Here is a 15750-nt window from a genome sequence, read left to right as displayed (position 1 = left end):
GACAGTTCGTCAAGCTGAAATTCTGCGTGCTCCTGAAGTCCGCCCTGCCGGTCGCTTGCAGCTACAGCCGTGAACGTCCCCGCAGCCGCATCAACAGATTCAACTTTGCAGACCCACGATTCAAGTGTCTTGAAAGAAGTGGCGGGCTGTGGACGTCCGCGTAGTGCCGTTTCTTCAGACTTCACGTCATGGCGAAGCGGGGCCGTATTGCCAAGCTCGGGCAGTAGCGAATGAGCGCGCGGAAGCCGACCCGTGATCTGGTCGAGTCTTGCCGTGGAGGAGGTGAACCGCTGTTGCTTAGCGGAGACTTCCGATGTCTCAACCACTTACGCACTCCTTCTGAATTTGCTCAAGCAACTCCATAGCGATCTTTTGTGAACCGTCCCACTGATCTTGCAGCAAGCTCGCCGATTGCGCGCCCGTGCTCGGCTCCCCTTCTTTAGCCATATCGTAGTGATCATTGACGGACACATACACGCCCGATTCGACCACATTGGATGGCTGCACTGTGACTTGCACATAACCACCGCGTCCATCTTTGCGCTCTAGCTCGACAGTGACGTTCCTCATGCCCACATGTTTGGTCCACGTCCGCGCCCAAAACTCATATGGAATCATTTTGTGCCCTGCAGCGTGCCATGCATCTCGCGATGGCAGCTTGAAATGGGCGGTCCAGTTGATGCCTACGGCTCGCACTGTGGAAGCCTCAAGCAACTGCATGGTGCCAATCACAAGATCACGAACGGGGCCGAACAGGTTCTCTTGCGCGGTTCCAACCTGAATCCGATCCGCGCGGACATGGAAGTCCATGCCGGCCACGCTGAACACCGTAAGCTCGTCGCTGACTAACAGTGTTTGCTTCTCGGCTGCCGCCTTGGTCTCCTGCTTGCCAAGCAGATCGTTGCTTTGGAACCACAATGGGTGAAACATCGACGGCGCGAAGCTCCCCGCGACTACGACAGTGGAACCTTTGTTTTCAAAAGACGTCGGCATGCATCCCCCGGACGCTTTGAGCGCCGCCTGCCGAATGGTGACACACCATCTCGTAGCTCAGCAATTGCTGGATTCCCATCCTGCAACTCTGACATAGGTTAACGATCCAGTGGTGTCAACGTGTCGAAGCCTCATAGACGTAGATTGGCGGAAGCCCCCTCTTCAAGCACTTGCGAGTCAGTGGCGATGTCGAGGCTACGTGGGGCGAGCACGGTGAGGTCCAGTGGGGCCGCGGATCCACACAGCCAGTTCAGATTAGCGGGGCAGCCGGTACGCTCTTCAGCCGTAACGTGTGCCGAACTGCGATTTCGATCGAATAAGTTCGGCGAGGTCGCTTGACGAGGCAGGAGACGGTGCAGGCCATGGCGAAACTGACACGACAGTTCTTGATTGGAAGAAATTTTGTCCGCTCCAAGCCGCATGAGAAGAAGCAGGTTCGGGTCCAGCTCCATCACTACCGTGGGCGGAACGAGCCGAACGGGATTCGCGGCAGTGTCGGGGTGGTATTCGAGGCAGATGATGGAAAGTGCCAGTACCTCATGCTCGACAAGGCGGACGTACTCGTACTCGCAGGGGCTCTGCTCAGCTGCGTCGAGCGGGATCGGGAGATCCTCGACATTTTTCGGGAAGCTCTCAGCCGACGAAAGAAGGTGAAGCCAGGCAGCCCCTCTGAGACGTGGATCCGAGCGTCTGCCTGACGATGTGGGGTGCGGTTCGCGCCTTCCCGGGCTGCTCAGCTCTCTTGCTGAAGGCGCCTGTGCACGACTCTGTGGCAGCTCGCGCAGAGACACTTGAGGTCTGACAGCTTCGTCTTGTGACCAGGTGCCATGTCCTGCACCTGCACGGCACGGTGGTGCACCTCGATGCACGCCTCTCCGCTGCTGTCCCCGTACACCTTCACGGGATCCATTTCGCACCGCTCGCAGAACAATCGACCGTGCGCCTGCCTGAACTCGTCCTTCTTCGCCGCCGCAAGGCCACTTCGACGTTCTTTTCGCAGGTGCGACCGCAGCTTCGGGGTGCCTTCGACGTACTCGCGATCTGCCGCTTCGCGAGGGACTTCAGGATCGGGCGCATCCTTCGGAACAATCTGATAACCCGCGCCCTCTAGTGCCTTGAAGCATGGGGTGCCGACGCCTCCTGAAAAGTGCCCCGGTAGGACCGAGAAGCCCAGCGCGCGCGTCGCAGCGATCCCGAAGATGGCTTTAGGAGGAAGCCGCTTGCCGGTGTCAAGCAGCACGTCGTAGTCGGTGGACTCCCCGAACCTATGCGATGCACCTGCAAGCAGTTGCTCGACCGCGAACAGGAGGTCTTGAGCGCCGACCTTCTCAAGCTGCGATGCAGGAAGCCGCTCCGGCGCGGCTGCAACTACATCGACCACCTTCTCATCAGTGAGCTGAAATGGGGCCGACAGCCGGATGCGGATCCTCTTCGTCGAGTTCCCGCCTGATGCCGAGGGCGACTGTCCGAACACCTTCATCCGAGATGCCAGAAGTTTGCAGACCTCTTCTGCCGTCGTCGCACCCTCAGCGGCGCTTAGGATTCGGCGCTGTTCCAGCGGCACTGACTTCACCTGGCTACTGTCAACAAACGCGCCACTGAGCACGACCTGAGCTGAACGCAGTCGGCCAACTAAGAGCCTCAGGCCAGCCTCGTACTGCGAGTTCCGAGCGTCCTGGCCCTTTGCTCCGCCGCGCGAATGAAAAACTATCTCAGAAGAGTCGATCTCAAAGTGGGCGTCCAGCGGATTCCCATCATTGTCAAGAACTGAGTAACGCATTCTCGATCACCCCTACTTTGCTGCCTGCGACTGTTCTTCGCCGGCCGCGACAACGACTGCATCCCTCATTCGTGACCGCAGGTGCTCTCTGAGGGCAGAATCCGTGGCGTACACGTAGCACCCCTTCATTCCTCGGGTCATCAGCGTTCGGTACGTGTTCCGAATGATTCGATCTGCCGCGCGGTACGCACCTTCAGGGTCGTCACGCGACATAGTGACGTAGCCTTTCATTGTCTTGTCATGGCGGTCGCGTGCGCGCGGCACAGACCTGAGCGTGCCGGTCGGGCCTGCAACGAGGTCAGGCCCAATAATCACTCCAACGTAGTCCAGCTCGAGCCCTTGGCAGGTGTGAATGCAACCCACCTGCGCGCTCGAGTCTGGTGACACCAGCCAGAGGCTCCCTTGATCCAGCAGGTTCCACTGCCGTCGGTAGCTGCCGATCACGATGTCATCGGCTGCTGGATCATTTCTACTGGCCCACTTCCAGCAGTAGCCTGCCACTACGCGCGATTTGTTGTTTGCATTCTTCGCTTCGATTGCTGCGTGCATGTCAGCCGGGTCATCGAACACCTGGAAGTCGTAGCGGACTCCGTCTAGAGAGTCATTCGCCGTCTCCTCGATGCCTAGTGTATTGTCCAGCCAAGCCAGGTAGCCGTCTGACCCGGCGCACCTGAACTGCGAACGTAGCTTGTACTGCTCGACGGACGCACCCTGCTCCTCGGCGAGCTGGCGAATCAATTCGACGCTGCCGACATCTTTGAGCGTGACGCGCTGGCGGTCATCAATGAAGAAGATGGCGCAGTTTGCGGCTCGGATGATCTCCCTGATCTGATGATCACCTTCGTTCTGATAGAAGCCGCTCTTCTCGGTCAGTCGGTGCGCCTCGTCAACGATCAGCGCATCGAACGCGGCTGGCTGGCAGTTCATAAAGGAACCGGAACCCGTGAACAGGTTTGCCAAGTGTGCATTGCCGGGACCCTGCGCGAGTTGATGGCTGTAGACCTCACGCGGCGCGGCGTTCTTCGAGACGTACTTCACGTTCAAGCCATGTCGCAATGCGGCGAGCAGGTTGACCGCGACGACCGATTTGCCCGTACCGGGGCCACCTTCTACGATCACCACACGGCGCGAACTGGTGCTGGCCTGTCGGCAAGCAGCCAGCGCCGCTTCGTAGATCTCTTTTTGGTCGTCAAGCAACGTGAACTCGCTGTTCCCCTTGAGCAGGTTGACCACTGAATCGGCAAGCGCCTTAGAGGGCCTGATGCGGCCCTTCTCGACCTCGTACAGGATCGACTTTCCTCGCCCATGCCTGACGTGCTCTTTGATGAAGGCGCGCAGCGTCTCGCGGTCCGCTTCACCTTTCAGAAATAGGGGGGCTTTCGAGACGTAAGGCTTGTAGTGGTCGCTGTCCAAAACCCCGGGAGTGTCGAAATTGTGCAGGTACGCACATGGCTGAAGGCGAATTCCCCCCTCGTACACCGCCTCGTTGAAGCCCTCCAAGAACGCCACATAGGACCACGCCTGATACGACGGGTGCACTGTGAATCGTTCAGCGCCACCCAGCCGCGTAGTGACGATGCCATCACTCTTCGTCGCCTTCGCATCTGTCCAGCCTTTCAGCTCAACGACGACGATGCGCTTGGTGCCGTCTTCGTGGTGCCCAGCGAGAATCACATCGATCCGCTTCGTGCTTTGCGGCAGCACGAATTCCACTGCGACGCCGAGGTCGTCCGGGATGTCGCGATCCCTCAGCACCTTCGCCAATGCGTTCAGCGAGTCACGCCATGAACTCAGCTCGCTGCCCCCTACCCGACGGCCGGTGGCCGCTTGAAAGCGGTCGTGAATAACATCCTGGATGTCGCGGTGGTCGTTGTCGTGAAGGAACTCGCGCTTGTCTGATTGATAGACGATCATGGCTGCGGCGGCTTGTTGTACTTCTTGCTGCTACCACGAGCGGTTTCCACCGGGTACTTCTCTGCATTGGCCTTCAGCTTGCGACGCACTGCGTCGTCTAGATCGACGCCAAGAACGTCTGCGAGCCGCACGAGATACAACGTGACATCGGCCAGCTCTTCTCGAACAGCGGTTGATGTCCGGGGATCGGATGCGGCGCGGGCAGACTCGTCCTCGCGCATCCACTGGAAAATCTCGGCAAGCTCGCCGACCTCACCGACTAACGCCAGGATCAGGTTCTTAGGCGAGTGAAATTGATCCCAATCGCGCTCTTTCGCGAAACGTCGTAGCTCCTCGGCCAACGCCTGCGCTTGGATTAAGTCGCGTTGATTGCTCATTGCTCAAAGCAGAAGCAGCTCTCAGTCATCTTTGCCTTTTTTTGGAAGCAGCTGCGAGAACTTAACCAACAACTCCGCGAGAGCCTTCGGGTCCAGATCATCGGTGGCCACCTGTTGTCCCACTGTGTGTCGAGGAGCATTAAGCAGTTCTCTTGAGAGCGTCCTGCGAGTCACATCATCCGTCGAGTTCCAAACCGCCTCGACCGCGACTTGCTTCACCGAGATTTCAGTCAAGTCAGCTTGATAAGTCCTAATCTCGGCTAGCGTTGTACGGTACAGACGCAAGAAAAAGAACGAGAAAACTTCTACGAACACGACGATGGTCACTCGTGGCACGTAGTGCGACAACAGGTCTGTGACCGAACTGAACTGCTTCTCGTGGCCCAGGACCATGTAGGCGAGCAACGTGACTGCGAGGGCAGTGGTTAGTACGCCGATCACCAAGTTTAGATTGCCTCGGCGAGACAAGGAATCAAGCTCATTCTCCAACCTGCGGTGCGCCCGCTGCAGAGTCTCCCTAACCTCCTGCAATCCCTTCGCTCTCACTGCCGCCGCGGAGTAACGGTTTTCGAGTTCCTTTGCCAACTCCGCATTGATGGCGGGGAGCAAGCTGGCCACGAGCTGATCCTTGTCGCCGAGCTGGCCAGCGACTTGAGCTTTTCCTATTTGTGAAACATTTTCGTCAAGCCGGTCAACGCGCAGCCGCAGTTCGCGGAGCCGCCGGCCTAGTGTGTCGGTCGGCAAAAACCCCGGGCCAGTGTCTTGAAAGTCTTCCCGCCGGAACTCGATTCCCCCCCGCAGATAGAGCAGGAGCATGCCGCCGACACCGACTGCTAACGCGAATAAACCGACAGACAGGAAAAGAGCGCTTCGATGCGGTTCGCCATAAACCATCACCGTGAAGTCGTCCCTCAGTAGCAGAACGACGAGCCCGACTGCAAAGTAGAAGACTGAACTGACAAATAGAAGTCGCGAGGACTTCAATGGATTCTGCATCGACGCTCCCTGCACCGGCTATTTCGGCCCTATCTCAGCTGGCCACAGACGAAGAGTCTAGCAACTCAACAGGAACGGGCCGTGACTTTTCCGGGGTGGTAAGCCGCCACACAACAAAGTGGCAAGAATGGGGCAGGTCAGGATGCGCGTGTGGTGCGACGGATCGCAAGCCCCCGGCAAGGCATGGGGAGCGTCGGGCCAACGCGGAATACCGGCCTCTCGCGGCTAGGGGCTGTGCGCTGGGATCGCCCCGAAAATCGCCGCCGGGCTGGCGTCTCCGCGACGCCACACGCGCTCGCCATTGACCTCGGCTTGCACGATCAGCACTTCTTCTTCGGCCTCCACTGCTTCCAGCTCTTTGCTGATAGCCTCCAGCCGGGCGGCGCGAGCCTCGGCGCTGACACCTTCGGGTACGCAGTCGATGTCCTGCAGCAGCGCGCGCTGGACGGCTTCAGGGCCGAGCATCAGCGTCCAGGTGGGACCGGCATCGTCGGCGAGATTCAGATCGAGCAGACTGACATGGTGGCCGTGCGCGAGTTGCCGCAGGTTACGCGCATGTCGCTGACGCGCGCGCTCGTGCCACGCGGTCACAGTTGCGACGACCTTCTCGCGCACGGCGTCGCGACTGCGCGGCTGCGCTTCGAGCGCAGTGCGCTCGTTCTTCAGCGCGCGGATTCGCGCGCGCACGGCTTCGATTTTCTTCAGCACGGCCATCAGGCAGCTCCCATTGCGTAGTCGCGCAGTCGCGGCACCAGCGCCGACAAGGCGACGAACTCTTCTTCGTCACGCGGATCGCCGCGCATGATTGCGTCTGCGAGATGCCGCTCGACGGCGGCACGCCGCAGCAGGCTCTCATCCACGCCTGCTTGCTTCAGTTCATCGCTCGGTCGGGCGGCGAGATCGGCCAGCGACATCACCTGGTATTCGGGGTGCGCTGCGATGGTGGCTTCGGTACGCAAGGCGCGGGAAGCAGCAATGCGATTGCGGTACGCCTCGGCGCGCCCACGACGTGCTTCACCTAGCACTTCGAGATGCGCTTCGAGCCGGTAGAGCTTGTCGATATCCATTTACATCGGTCCCTTCGATGAGGCGCGGCGCTTCGCCCAGCATGCGACGGCGAGCCGGTTGAAGGCGTCGGCGAGGCCCGCACGGGATGAGGATTGGGCCGACAGCTTCCTCATGCGCTCGACCTCGGCGGCGAGTTTCTTGATGTCTGCTGGGGTCATCACGGCGACTTCGCCAGGCTCGTGGAGATGCACGGTCATTTCAGCTCCTAGAAAAGGTTCTCGTCGGAAGCGGGAGTTGCGGATTCGGCTACCCAGGCGCGGAGCTGCTCGACGTTGACCCACCGCTTGCCACCGCGTCCGATGCGCCGCATCACGACCGGGATGTCATGGTTCTCGATGCCCGCCACAAGGCCGTTCACAGAGAGGCCGACGAACGCGGCGGCTTGGCGCACCGGCCAAAAACCCGGCGTGCTGGGAAACGGCTCGTCAGCGAGGCGCGGGTCGTGTCCTGCGGCGCGCTCGTAGGTGTGGGGTTGCATGCGAGCGAGTCTGCCCGCGCGTGTCGATTTGCGCCTGCGGGCCAATTTCGCTCACCCGAGGTCAAGTCGAGTTGAAGCTGTCGAGAGCGCCCGGTCTGATCGCAATTGCGAAATCAAGTTTGCGAAAGCCAAAAACTCGCGACCAGCGGGCCTCATCGCCCCCGCCCGCCCCGCGCGCGGCCAGGGTCCCCAGTGCTCTACGGCTTGAATGCCATCAGGTATAGCGTCGAGTCCGCGGGCTGCGCTGCGCCCGCTTGAAACGACTCGCTACGGGCTTCCTTGCTTCGAGCAATGTGCGCCGCGATGTCGGCGGCGAATCCGCTCCCTTTTACCCCAATGTGACATCTCTCCGCGATCTCTATGAACGCACCCCACCGCAGGGCGAAACCAGCCCCGTGGAGTTCCTCCCCGCCACCTATTGCCGCCTTTGACTGCTTGAGGCGCAAACTCGTTACGTTCCCCTTCGGGTCCAGAAAAATCTCTAGGGGTTCACCCAGCCACGGCGACGTGATCGTCGGGTGAAAAAAGAGGCAGTGCTGCAGAGCCTCTTTGTAGACGTCGCGATTGGCGAAGGTCGGCAGCGCGTAGAAGATGGACTTGCCCGATGCGATGGACTTGTGCTGCGTCGCATCAACCGCCCATCTGACGGAGTCTGTCGCGAAAGAAGAGGGCCGCTTGAACTGCAGCCCGAAGCCCTTGTACCCGGCGGGCAGCTTCATGATCTCGTCTGCGGGGTAGTCCTTTTCCAACAGCGGTGAGAAGGCAAAGATCACGACCTTCTGCCCTCGATGCTCGAAGTAGTCTTGAATCCCTCGAACCACCCAGCCTTCGTACTCCCGCTCAAGCGGGATCATCTTCGTTCCGGTTAACTTGTGCAGCATCACCGCCTCCGCGGCTGAGTATCGCGCAGTCTCGCAGCGCGCCTCGACCCCTGCCGTTTGCTCAATGCGACGCTTCGTGATCTACGCGCGATTATCGGCACCCGGCGAGCAATATGTTCGATGCTGGCAGGTGGCAGCAGTGGCACCAAGGTTGCGTCTACTCGCCCGGTCTTCGTTGACCATGCCTTCAGTGGAAAAGTGGCAAACAAGCTGCCACTGCTGCCACCCTGTCATCGGCATCTTTGGGTCAGAACGTCGGAGTGCCGACACGAAGGCCGTAGACGCTGCCGGCCTTGTCGCGCTCGTACTCGCAACCTGTCGATTTCAGACGCTTCCCGAATGAGGCTACGTTCGAGGGCGTCGGCGTGAATCCCTCGACCCCGCACCACGACTTGTAAGACTCGAACAGTTCGTTCGCGCGTGTGCCTTCGGCCAGCGCGCACTTCTCCGTCGTGGCGAGCCACTGCACAAGCGCGTCCTGCTGGTCGAAGTAGGCGACAGTTCGCTCGGCCACCGGCGCAGGCGGTTCCAGCCCTTCGCGGCAATAGAGGACGGCCCCAGCGACGATCCATGCGAGGATGCCTTCGCCTTCGGCCAGCAGCTTCTCTTTCAGGTCCTTGTCACCGTCAGGCAGGTTAGGGTCACGCCTCGACAAGCCCGGGCGGTTCCAGCGGCGGTCGAACGGCCAAGTGTGAATGCGCCCACGAGTGGCCTCATCCATGTGATCGAGCTGCGGTTCGTGATTCGTCAGCAGCGCGAGCTTGTGAGTAATGGAAAACGTGAACGTGTTCTCGTGCATGCCGCGCGCGGTCATTTTCCCGTCGCCGGTTTGCTTCTTGACCCATGCGGCGTTCAGCTTGTGCCGTTCCTTCGCTTCGCTGCCGAAGGCGAGCCGCGCGCCAGCCAGGCTGCGCGCCACCGGGGTCGGGCGTTCCGCATCTGCATCGCGGCTCGAAGCCATCATCGCATCGGGCGGAACCTGGACGCAGTAGGGGCCGAGGATGTGTTCGATCACGTCGAACATCACGCTCTTGCCGTTCGAGCCGTCGCCAACGGCAACGAACATCTTCTGCTCGCGTGTCGAACCCGTCGCCCAGTATCCAATCGCGCGCTGGGCATAGCTTGCCAGCTCAGGGCGAGGAATGAAGCAGTTCGGGCCATCCGGCAGACCGGTGATCTTTGCGATGAAGTCGCGCCATGCAGGCGCACCGGCATCGGGGTCGAAGCGGCAGTTGCAGCTCTTCGTGATGAAGTTCTCGCGGCTGTTGGCGCGCAGGACCCCGGTACGCAGATCGACAACTCCGTTCGCGACGCCGAGTGCCCACACGTCGAGATCAAGCTCCGTGGCACTCACGGCAAAGCGCGAGTCACGCGCGGCAAGCGCGAGCATGTTGTCGAGGCCCTTCTTGTTCCGGCAATGCAGCGCCCAGGAGCGCACGGCTCGTGCGAGCTTTTGAGCGTGTTTACGTTCCTCGCCATCGAGGCGATCCGCATCTTTTTCGAGCGTCGCGGCAGCGGTCCAGTAGCGTTCGGCGACCTTCAGTGCTGCGTCGCGGGCGCGGCTGCCTGACTCGTCCACTTGCCAGCCGCACCCGGTCCACCACAGCCACACTTTGCGCTCGACGACATAGCGCAGGTCGCCCTTCGTCTCTTCGTAGAGCGCGTTGACGTTGCCGCTGTCGGTGTGATCGACGCGCCCACCATCGGCTCGGTCAGGCTGCGTTGCAGACGCGCGAGGATTCGCCCAGCCGTCCTCGGCTGCGCGCTTGAAGATCGTGCGGTAGGTGTAACGCTTGGGGACCTCACGCCACAGGCGGTCGAAGGCGCGCGGGTCGAAAGCCGCGCCGCCCCTGCGGCTGAACTCAATTGCGATGTTGCGGGCTTCGGCCTCGCGGTTGGCGAAACGCAGGCTATTCAACGCCAGGATGATCTCGAACCACTTGAGGTAGCTTCCCTGCTCGTAGCGGTGAGGCCTGAGAGCGGCAACAGCGGAGCGGATGTCCAGCATCGTCTCGTCGGTGACGTTCGCGAACGCGAGCGCGCGAACAGCCGCATCGATGTCTTCTGCGTTCGCTTCATGGCGATCTTCCGTAGGGAACACGCCATCGTAGAGAAGCGAGAAGTCGTCGATGCAACGGCCCGAAGAGCGCAGCGCCTTGAACTCGCAGCCACTCACAGCACCATAGTAGAAACTCTGGCTCAGCGTGAAACTCTCGTCCGCGAGAACCCCACCGAGAATCTCGTTCAGGATGCCGACATACGCGCGCCGGTCGTGTGGCACGCAAGGGGTTGAGAGCGGGCACAGGACGCGCCAGCGTGGCTTGCCGGGCTCGTTGCGGGCCGTCGTGTACAGGAGTGCTTCGACGCCCGCGCGCGTCAGGATGTCGTGCGCGCGCTCGACGCTGGTGACCTCGGTGTCGTAGTCACCCTCGATGCCGTGCACTTCGCGCACGTTGGCGTCCCAGCGCACCGAGCCCTGCGCACTGCGATGGTCGCCGAATGTAGCGAGCTTGAGAAGCGGCATTGCCGCCTTGCTGGCGTACTGCGGGGGCGACATCAGTTCGCGCGCCAGATCATCCCAGTGCACGACGCGCTCGCGCCGCTGTAGCGCATTCACGTCGTCGAAGACCGTCATCTTGATCTGCATAGGTGCTGCCCCGTGCTAGGCGAGCGCCGCCAGGTGGCCGGTGGCAGCGTCGAAAGCGATCTGCGGGAAGCGTTCGCGGTGGGCGATCCAGTGCTTGCCCTTGACCTTGCGGATCGCGTCAGCACGCACCAGGGGCGCGCGGTGATGACGCAGGAAGTTGTGGAGCTGGAAAAAGCCGGGGTTGTACCCCAGCTCAGGATGCTGGCTGACGAAGGCGTCCCACGCCTCGTGGATGGTCGACCATTCCATGTTGGTACTGCTTGGTTGATTGAGTTGAGTTGGTGTCACGCTCGCAGCGAAACGCGGCGAACTCTAAAGAAGATGCATGCACTTGTGGGCCTCAGTGCACATCCACCCGACTCGGTAACCGACTCGTTGCAAGTACGTATGAATCAGTCGCCCAAAAAGAAAAGCGGGCTCAAGGCCCGCTTCAGCATGTGCGATCACTCGATCAGGCAGCTTGCGCCCACGACCGTTCTTGCGCCTGCCTGAGCGCGCGCGTTTCGAGGTGACCGTAGCGGCGCGTCAAAACGGCGGCATCGTGACCGAGGACCTGCGCGGCGACCGCCACCGACTCGCCAGATCGCAGCAAGTCGGCGGCGCGCACATGGCGCAGGTCGTGCATGCGCAGATCGGGCCTGCCCGCCTCGCGCGTGACGAACTCCCACGCCTTGCGAAAGTTGATCGGCTGGCCGCGCACCCTGCCCTCGAACAGCAGCCGGTCGGGGTCGATGCTCTTGTAGACACGGCGAATGAGCGTCGAGGTGGAGTCGCGGAACATCAGCACGCGCGGCGTGCCGTTCTTCGTCACCGGGGCGAGGACTTCGCAGCGTTCCAGGTCGAGGTCACGGCCATAGCGGCGCAGCAGCTCGGACTTGCGCGCGCCGGTGTCGATCAGGAGCGACACGTACACGCCGAACCGCGCGTCGGGGTAGATCAGGGCCAGCTTGCGCACCGCGTCGATGACGGCGGGCTCGACGTGCACCCGGCGGATCGGCTCGGGCGAGCGGCTGATCTGCGTCGTGGGGCTGACGAACCCGCGCGGGCACAGGCGGTTCTTCTTGGCCCACTTGTAGGCGCTGCCGAGCGCCGACAGGTCCCGGTTGACGGACGCTGGAGCGTAGCCAGCCTGCCGCATGGCGTCGGCGGCCTTCTGCAGTTCATCGGCCTTCACGTCCCACGCAGGCAGCTCGCCGAAGGCGTCGAGCCACTTGCGAAGGCGCAGGTCGGCGTCGCCAGCGGTGGCGGCGCTGAACGCCTGCACCAGCTCGCGCAGGGTGTGATTGGAAGGGGGACGATCCTCGATGGCCTTGACGGCGGCAGCGAGGTCAAATTGCATGCGTGAAGCAGCGAGTCGGGGCACTTCGATTCTCCGTAAGGGCACTGCCTTGGAAGGCTGGTGCGGTTGCGATGAATCGCTGCGAGCGTGAACCTAACTCGTTGTCACCCAACAACTTTTGGCTGTCAGATGGTGGGTGATACATGGATCGAACATGTGACCCCTGCCGTGTGAAGGCAGTGCTCTACCGCTGAGCTAATCACCCGTTTTCGCGGCAACGAAAGCTGCCGGAAAGCCCGCGATTATGCCACAGGCGCGGAGCCGCTCTCGCGGGTCTGGATGCGCCACAGCGTCTTGCCGCCGCTGGCCTTGTCCAACTGCGCCAGCATTTCCTCGTGGGCCGCGGCTTCCTGTTCGCTGGCGAGCAGCACGGGCAGCGTGAACTGCCGCAGGTCGACTCGGGTCTGGATGCCGGCAACGGCGTCCTGCGGCGACACGTCCATCAGCAGTGCTTCCTGGCCGCGCGTGAGGTTGATGTAGACGTCGGCCAGCAGTTCGGCATCCAGCAGCGCGCCGTGCAGCGTGCGGCCGGAGTTGTCGACGCCGAGGCGATCGCACAGCGCGTCGAGGCTGTTGCGCTTGCCCGGGTACATCTCCTTGGCCATGGCGAACGTGTCGATCACGTTGTCGACGAAGTTGCGGAAGCCCGGCTTGCCCAGGAGCTCCAGCTCCTTGTTCAGGAATCCGACGTCGAAGGCGGCGTTGTGGATGATGATCTCGGCGCCGCCGACGTATTCCAGCAGTTCGTCTGCGACGGCCGCGAACTTGGGCTTGTCGCGCAGGAACTCGCTGGTGATGCCGTGGACCTTGAGCGCGTCCTCGTGGCTTTCACGCTCGGGATTGAGGTACCAGTGCCGGTTGTTGCCGGTCAGCTTGCGTCCCACCAGTTCCACGCAGCCGATCTCGATGATGCGGTCGCCCGTCTCGGCGGACAGGCCCGTGGTTTCGGTGTCGAGGACGATCTGGCGCATGGCCGCGATTATGCGGGCTGCTGCCGAGCTGCAAGCGCCCGCCGCCGTGCACACGGCACGCGCCAGTGGCGACGTTTCCACGCCGCCGCGGCGCGCTGCGCCTCAGTGCTTTTCTTTCGCGTGGTTGATCGAGTACTTGGGAATCTCGACCACCAGGTCCTTCTGCGCCACGATGGCCTGGCAGGAAAGCCGCGAGTTCGGCTCCAGGCCCCAGGCGCGATCGAGCAGGTCTTCTTCGTTCTCGTCCACCTCGTTGAGCGAGTTGAAGCCTTCGCGCACGACCACGTGGCAGGTCGTGCAGGCGCAGCTCATTTCGCAGGCGTGCTCGATCTTGATGCCGTTGTCCAGCAGCGCCTCGCAGATCGAGGTGCCCGCGGGCGCGCTGATCTCCGCACCCTTGGGCGCGTACTCCGGATGCGGAAGGATGCGGATGACGGCCATGGTCAAAGCGTCTCCACGTTGCGGCCGGCCAGCGCCTGCCGGATGCTGCGGTTCATCCGGCGCGCGGCGAAGGCTTCCGTCCCCTTGGCGAGCGCAGCGGTGGCCGCTTCGATGGCGCCGGCGTCCTCGCTCGATTCGGCGGTGCCACGCAGGTCCTGCATCAATGCTTCGATGAGGGCGCGCTCATCGGCATCGAGCAGATTGCCGTCGGCGTCCAACGCGCTCTGCGTCGCCAGCAGCATGCGCTGCGCATCGATCTTCGCTTCCGCCAGCGCCCGCGCCTTCATGTCCTGCTGCGCGGTGGAGAAGCTTTCCTGCAGCATCGTGGCGACCTGCTCGTCGGTGAGCCCGTAGGACGGCTTGACGTCGATGCGCGCCTCGACGCCGCTGGTCTGCTCCTTCGCGCTCACGCTGAGCAGCCCGTCGGCATCGACGGTGAAGGTGACGCGGATGCGTGCCGCACCCGCGGCCATCGGCGGTATGCCGCGCAGTTCGAAGCGCGCCAGGCTGCGGCAGTCCTGCACCAGGTCGCGCTCGCCCTGCACGACGTGCAGCGCCATCGCGGTCTGGCCGTCCTTGTAGGTTGTGAAGTCCTGCGCCTTGGCGGTGGGAATGGTCTCGTTGCGCGGCACGATGCGCTCGACCAGCCCGCCCATGGTTTCGATGCCCAGCGACAGCGGGATCACGTCCAGCAGCAGCAACTCGCCCGAGGCGTTGTTGCCCGCGAGCTGGTTGGCCTGGATGGCGGCGCCGATCGCCACGACCTCGTCGGGGTTGAGGTTGGTGAGCGGCTCGCGGCCGAAGAAGTCGGCCACCGCGCTGCGCACCTGCGGCATGCGCGTCGAACCGCCGACGAGGACCACCCCCTTGACTTCGTCGCGGGACAGTCTGGCGTCGCGCAGGGTCTTGCGCACGGCGGACAGCGTGCGCTGCGTCAGCTCGGCCGTGACGCGCTCGAACTCCACGCGCGTGATGGGCACGGTGACTTCGCCGGTCGACAGCAGCAGCACGGCTTCGGTCTGCTCGTGGTCGGTGAGCCGCTCCTTGGCGGCGCGGGCTTCCATCTTCACGCCGCCCTTGTCCGCGGGCGTCGAGGCCTTCACGCCGGCTTTGGCGAGCAGGTGCTCAGCCAGTGCACGGTCGTAGTCGTCGCCGCCCAGCGCCGAATCGCCGCCGGTGGAGATCACCTCGAACACGCCACGCGACAGCCGCAGGATCGAGATGTCGAAGGTGCCGCCCCCCAGGTCGTAGACGGCATAGACACCCTCGGACGCGTTGTCCAGGCCGTACGCGATGGCCGCGGCCGTCGGCTCATTGATCAGGCGCAGCACCTTCAGGCCGGCCAGCTGCGCCGCGTCCTTGGTGGCCTGGCGCTGCGCGTCGTCGAAGTAGGCCGGAACGGTGATCACCGCGCCGTACAAGTCGTCGCTGAAGGTGTCTTCGGCGCGGTAACGCAGGGTGGCCAGGATCTCGGCGCTGATCTCCACCGGCGACTTCTCGCCGGCCCGTGTGCGCAAGGTCACCATGCCGGGCTGGTCGACGAAGTCGTACGGCATCCGTTCGCGGTCGGCGATGTCGGTGAGCCCCCGGCCCATGAACCGCTTGACCGAAGCGATCGTGTTCTCGGCGTCGTGCGCCTGCGCGGCCTGCGCGTCATGGCCGATCTGGCGGCCGGCGTTCTCGAGGTAGCGCACCACCGAGGGCAGCAGCACGCGGCCTTCGGCGTCCGGCAGGCATTCGGCCACGCCGTTGCGTACAGCCGCGACGAGGGAGTGCGTGGTGCCGAGGTCGATGCCGACCGCGATTCGGCGCTGGTGGGGGTCGGGAGCCTGGCCCGGCTCGGAGATCTGGAGGAGCGCCATGGC

17 protein-coding genes and 1 tRNA gene are annotated in these 15750 nt (G+C 62.7%); 1 reads left to right on the top strand and 17 read right to left on the bottom strand.

The features are described 5' to 3' along the window. Positions 1–318: 318 nt before the first annotated feature. Positions 319–993, bottom strand: coding sequence for a hypothetical protein (locus EZ313_RS19675; protein ID WP_135265012.1), 675 nt, complete (start codon positions 991–993; stop codon positions 319–321). Positions 994–1355: 362 nt separating this feature from the next. Here EZ313_RS19675 and EZ313_RS19670 point away from each other — a divergent pair, with 362 nt between their 5' ends. After that, positions 1356–1691 carry a hypothetical protein gene (locus EZ313_RS19670; RefSeq protein ID WP_135265011.1) on the top strand — a complete coding sequence of 112 codons (336 nt, stop codon included), beginning with the start codon at positions 1356–1358 and terminating at the stop codon, positions 1689–1691. 35 nt (positions 1692–1726) lie between these two features. Here the strand turns inward: EZ313_RS19670 and EZ313_RS19665 are convergent, their stop codons facing one another. From EZ313_RS19665 to hscA, 16 genes are all read right to left on the bottom strand, one after another. Continuing rightward, positions 1727–2557, bottom strand: a complete 831-nt coding sequence (locus tag EZ313_RS19665) for an HNH endonuclease (protein WP_135265010.1) — start codon at positions 2555–2557, stop codon at positions 1727–1729. Positions 2558–2785: 228 nt separating this feature from the next. Then, entirely contained in the window at positions 2786–4687 is a 1902-nt protein-coding gene (locus EZ313_RS19660; RefSeq protein ID WP_135265009.1) for a DUF2075 domain-containing protein, read from the bottom strand. Then, positions 4684–5064 carry a nucleotide pyrophosphohydrolase gene (locus tag EZ313_RS19655; RefSeq protein ID WP_135265008.1) on the bottom strand — a complete coding sequence of 127 codons (381 nt, stop codon included), beginning with the start codon at positions 5062–5064 and terminating at the stop codon, positions 4684–4686. The genes EZ313_RS19660 and EZ313_RS19655 overlap by 4 nt, the downstream gene beginning before the upstream one ends. A gap of 21 nt (positions 5065–5085) precedes the next feature. Beyond that, positions 5086–6060, bottom strand: coding sequence for a hypothetical protein (locus tag EZ313_RS19650; RefSeq protein WP_135265007.1), 975 nt, complete (start codon positions 6058–6060; stop codon positions 5086–5088). A gap of 225 nt (positions 6061–6285) precedes the next feature. Beyond that, positions 6286–6774, bottom strand: coding sequence for a hypothetical protein (locus EZ313_RS19645; RefSeq protein WP_135265006.1), 489 nt, complete (start codon positions 6772–6774; stop codon positions 6286–6288). After that, complete coding sequence (locus tag EZ313_RS19640; protein ID WP_135265005.1) at positions 6774–7127, bottom strand: hypothetical protein; 354 nt, start codon at positions 7125–7127, stop codon at positions 6774–6776. Before EZ313_RS19640 ends, EZ313_RS19645 begins: the two co-directional genes overlap by 1 nt. Further along, entirely contained in the window at positions 7128–7325 is a 198-nt protein-coding gene (locus EZ313_RS19635; RefSeq protein ID WP_135265004.1) for a hypothetical protein, read from the bottom strand. It abuts the gene before it with no gap. Between the two features lie 8 nt (positions 7326–7333). Then, positions 7334–7606: a hypothetical protein gene (locus tag EZ313_RS19630; protein WP_135265003.1), complete on the bottom strand. Its 273-nt coding sequence runs from the start codon at positions 7604–7606 to the stop codon at positions 7334–7336. Positions 7607–7803: 197 nt separating this feature from the next. Continuing rightward, positions 7804–8487: a hypothetical protein gene (locus tag EZ313_RS19625; protein WP_135265002.1), complete on the bottom strand. Its 684-nt coding sequence runs from the start codon at positions 8485–8487 to the stop codon at positions 7804–7806. A 247-nt stretch (positions 8488–8734) separates the two neighbouring features. Continuing rightward, positions 8735–11134 (bottom strand): DNA primase family protein, encoded by a 2400-nt coding sequence (locus tag EZ313_RS19620; protein WP_135265001.1) that lies wholly within the window; start codon positions 11132–11134, stop codon positions 8735–8737. Between the two features lie 15 nt (positions 11135–11149). After that, positions 11150–11383, bottom strand: coding sequence for a hypothetical protein (locus tag EZ313_RS19615; RefSeq protein WP_135265000.1), 234 nt, complete (start codon positions 11381–11383; stop codon positions 11150–11152). Between the two features lie 202 nt (positions 11384–11585). Beyond that, the gene (locus tag EZ313_RS19610) at positions 11586–12473 is read right to left on the bottom strand and encodes a tyrosine-type recombinase/integrase (RefSeq protein WP_135264999.1); all 888 of its coding nucleotides are present in this window, start codon (positions 12471–12473) and stop codon (positions 11586–11588) included. A 130-nt stretch (positions 12474–12603) separates the two neighbouring features. Beyond that, a tRNA-Val gene (locus EZ313_RS19605) sits at positions 12604–12678 on the bottom strand. A 37-nt stretch (positions 12679–12715) separates the two neighbouring features. Then, a complete protein-coding gene (dnaQ, locus tag EZ313_RS19600) occupies positions 12716–13456 on the bottom strand; it encodes a DNA polymerase III subunit epsilon (protein ID WP_276606976.1) in 741 nt (246 codons plus the stop codon). 90 nt (positions 13457–13546) lie between these two features. After that, on the bottom strand, positions 13547–13885 hold the full coding sequence (gene fdx / locus EZ313_RS19595) for an ISC system 2Fe-2S type ferredoxin (RefSeq protein ID WP_135264997.1): 339 nt from the start codon (positions 13883–13885) through the stop codon (positions 13547–13549). A 2-nt stretch (positions 13886–13887) separates the two neighbouring features. Further along, positions 13888–15747, bottom strand: a complete 1860-nt coding sequence (gene hscA, locus EZ313_RS19590; protein WP_135264996.1) for a Fe-S protein assembly chaperone HscA — start codon at positions 15745–15747, stop codon at positions 13888–13890. Positions 15748–15750: the final 3 nt, after the last annotated feature.

Origin of the sequence: Ramlibacter henchirensis (assembly GCF_004682015.1) — a bacterium.
Classification (GTDB): Bacteria; Pseudomonadota; Gammaproteobacteria; order Burkholderiales; family Burkholderiaceae_C; genus Ramlibacter; species Ramlibacter henchirensis.
The sequence above is the reverse complement of the archived record's forward strand: the minus strand, read 5'-3'. Positions and strand labels throughout refer to the sequence as shown.

Excerpts from the sequence above, each read along its gene's own strand:
- EZ313_RS19645 (WP_135265006.1), bottom strand. The coding sequence starts at position 6,774 with ATGGCCGTGCTGAAGAAAATCGAAGCCGTGCGCGCGCGAATCCGCGCG.
- EZ313_RS19610 (WP_135264999.1), bottom strand. The coding sequence starts at position 12,473 with ATGCAATTTGACCTCGCTGCCGCCGTCAAGGCCATCGAGGATCGTCCC.
- EZ313_RS19615 (WP_135265000.1), bottom strand. The coding sequence starts at position 11,383 with ATGGAATGGTCGACCATCCACGAGGCGTGGGACGCCTTCGTCAGCCAG.
- EZ313_RS19650 (WP_135265007.1), bottom strand. The coding sequence starts at position 6,060 with ATGCAGAATCCATTGAAGTCCTCGCGACTTCTATTTGTCAGTTCAGTC.
- EZ313_RS19630 (WP_135265003.1), bottom strand. The coding sequence starts at position 7,606 with ATGCAACCCCACACCTACGAGCGCGCCGCAGGACACGACCCGCGCCTC.
- EZ313_RS19620 (WP_135265001.1), bottom strand. The coding sequence starts at position 11,134 with ATGCAGATCAAGATGACGGTCTTCGACGACGTGAATGCGCTACAGCGG.
- EZ313_RS19655 (WP_135265008.1), bottom strand. The coding sequence starts at position 5,064 with ATGAGCAATCAACGCGACTTAATCCAAGCGCAGGCGTTGGCCGAGGAG.
- EZ313_RS19635 (WP_135265004.1), bottom strand. The coding sequence starts at position 7,325 with ATGACCGTGCATCTCCACGAGCCTGGCGAAGTCGCCGTGATGACCCCA.
- EZ313_RS19660 (WP_135265009.1), bottom strand. The coding sequence starts at position 4,687 with ATGATCGTCTATCAATCAGACAAGCGCGAGTTCCTTCACGACAACGAC.
- hscA (WP_135264996.1), bottom strand. The coding sequence starts at position 15,747 with ATGGCGCTCCTCCAGATCTCCGAGCCGGGCCAGGCTCCCGACCCCCAC.
- EZ313_RS19675 (WP_135265012.1), bottom strand. The coding sequence starts at position 993 with ATGCCGACGTCTTTTGAAAACAAAGGTTCCACTGTCGTAGTCGCGGGG.
- EZ313_RS19640 (WP_135265005.1), bottom strand. The coding sequence starts at position 7,127 with ATGGATATCGACAAGCTCTACCGGCTCGAAGCGCATCTCGAAGTGCTA.
- fdx (WP_135264997.1), bottom strand. The coding sequence starts at position 13,885 with ATGGCCGTCATCCGCATCCTTCCGCATCCGGAGTACGCGCCCAAGGGT.
- EZ313_RS19670 (WP_135265011.1), top strand. The coding sequence starts at position 1,356 with ATGGCGAAACTGACACGACAGTTCTTGATTGGAAGAAATTTTGTCCGC.
- EZ313_RS19625 (WP_135265002.1), bottom strand. The coding sequence starts at position 8,487 with ATGCTGCACAAGTTAACCGGAACGAAGATGATCCCGCTTGAGCGGGAG.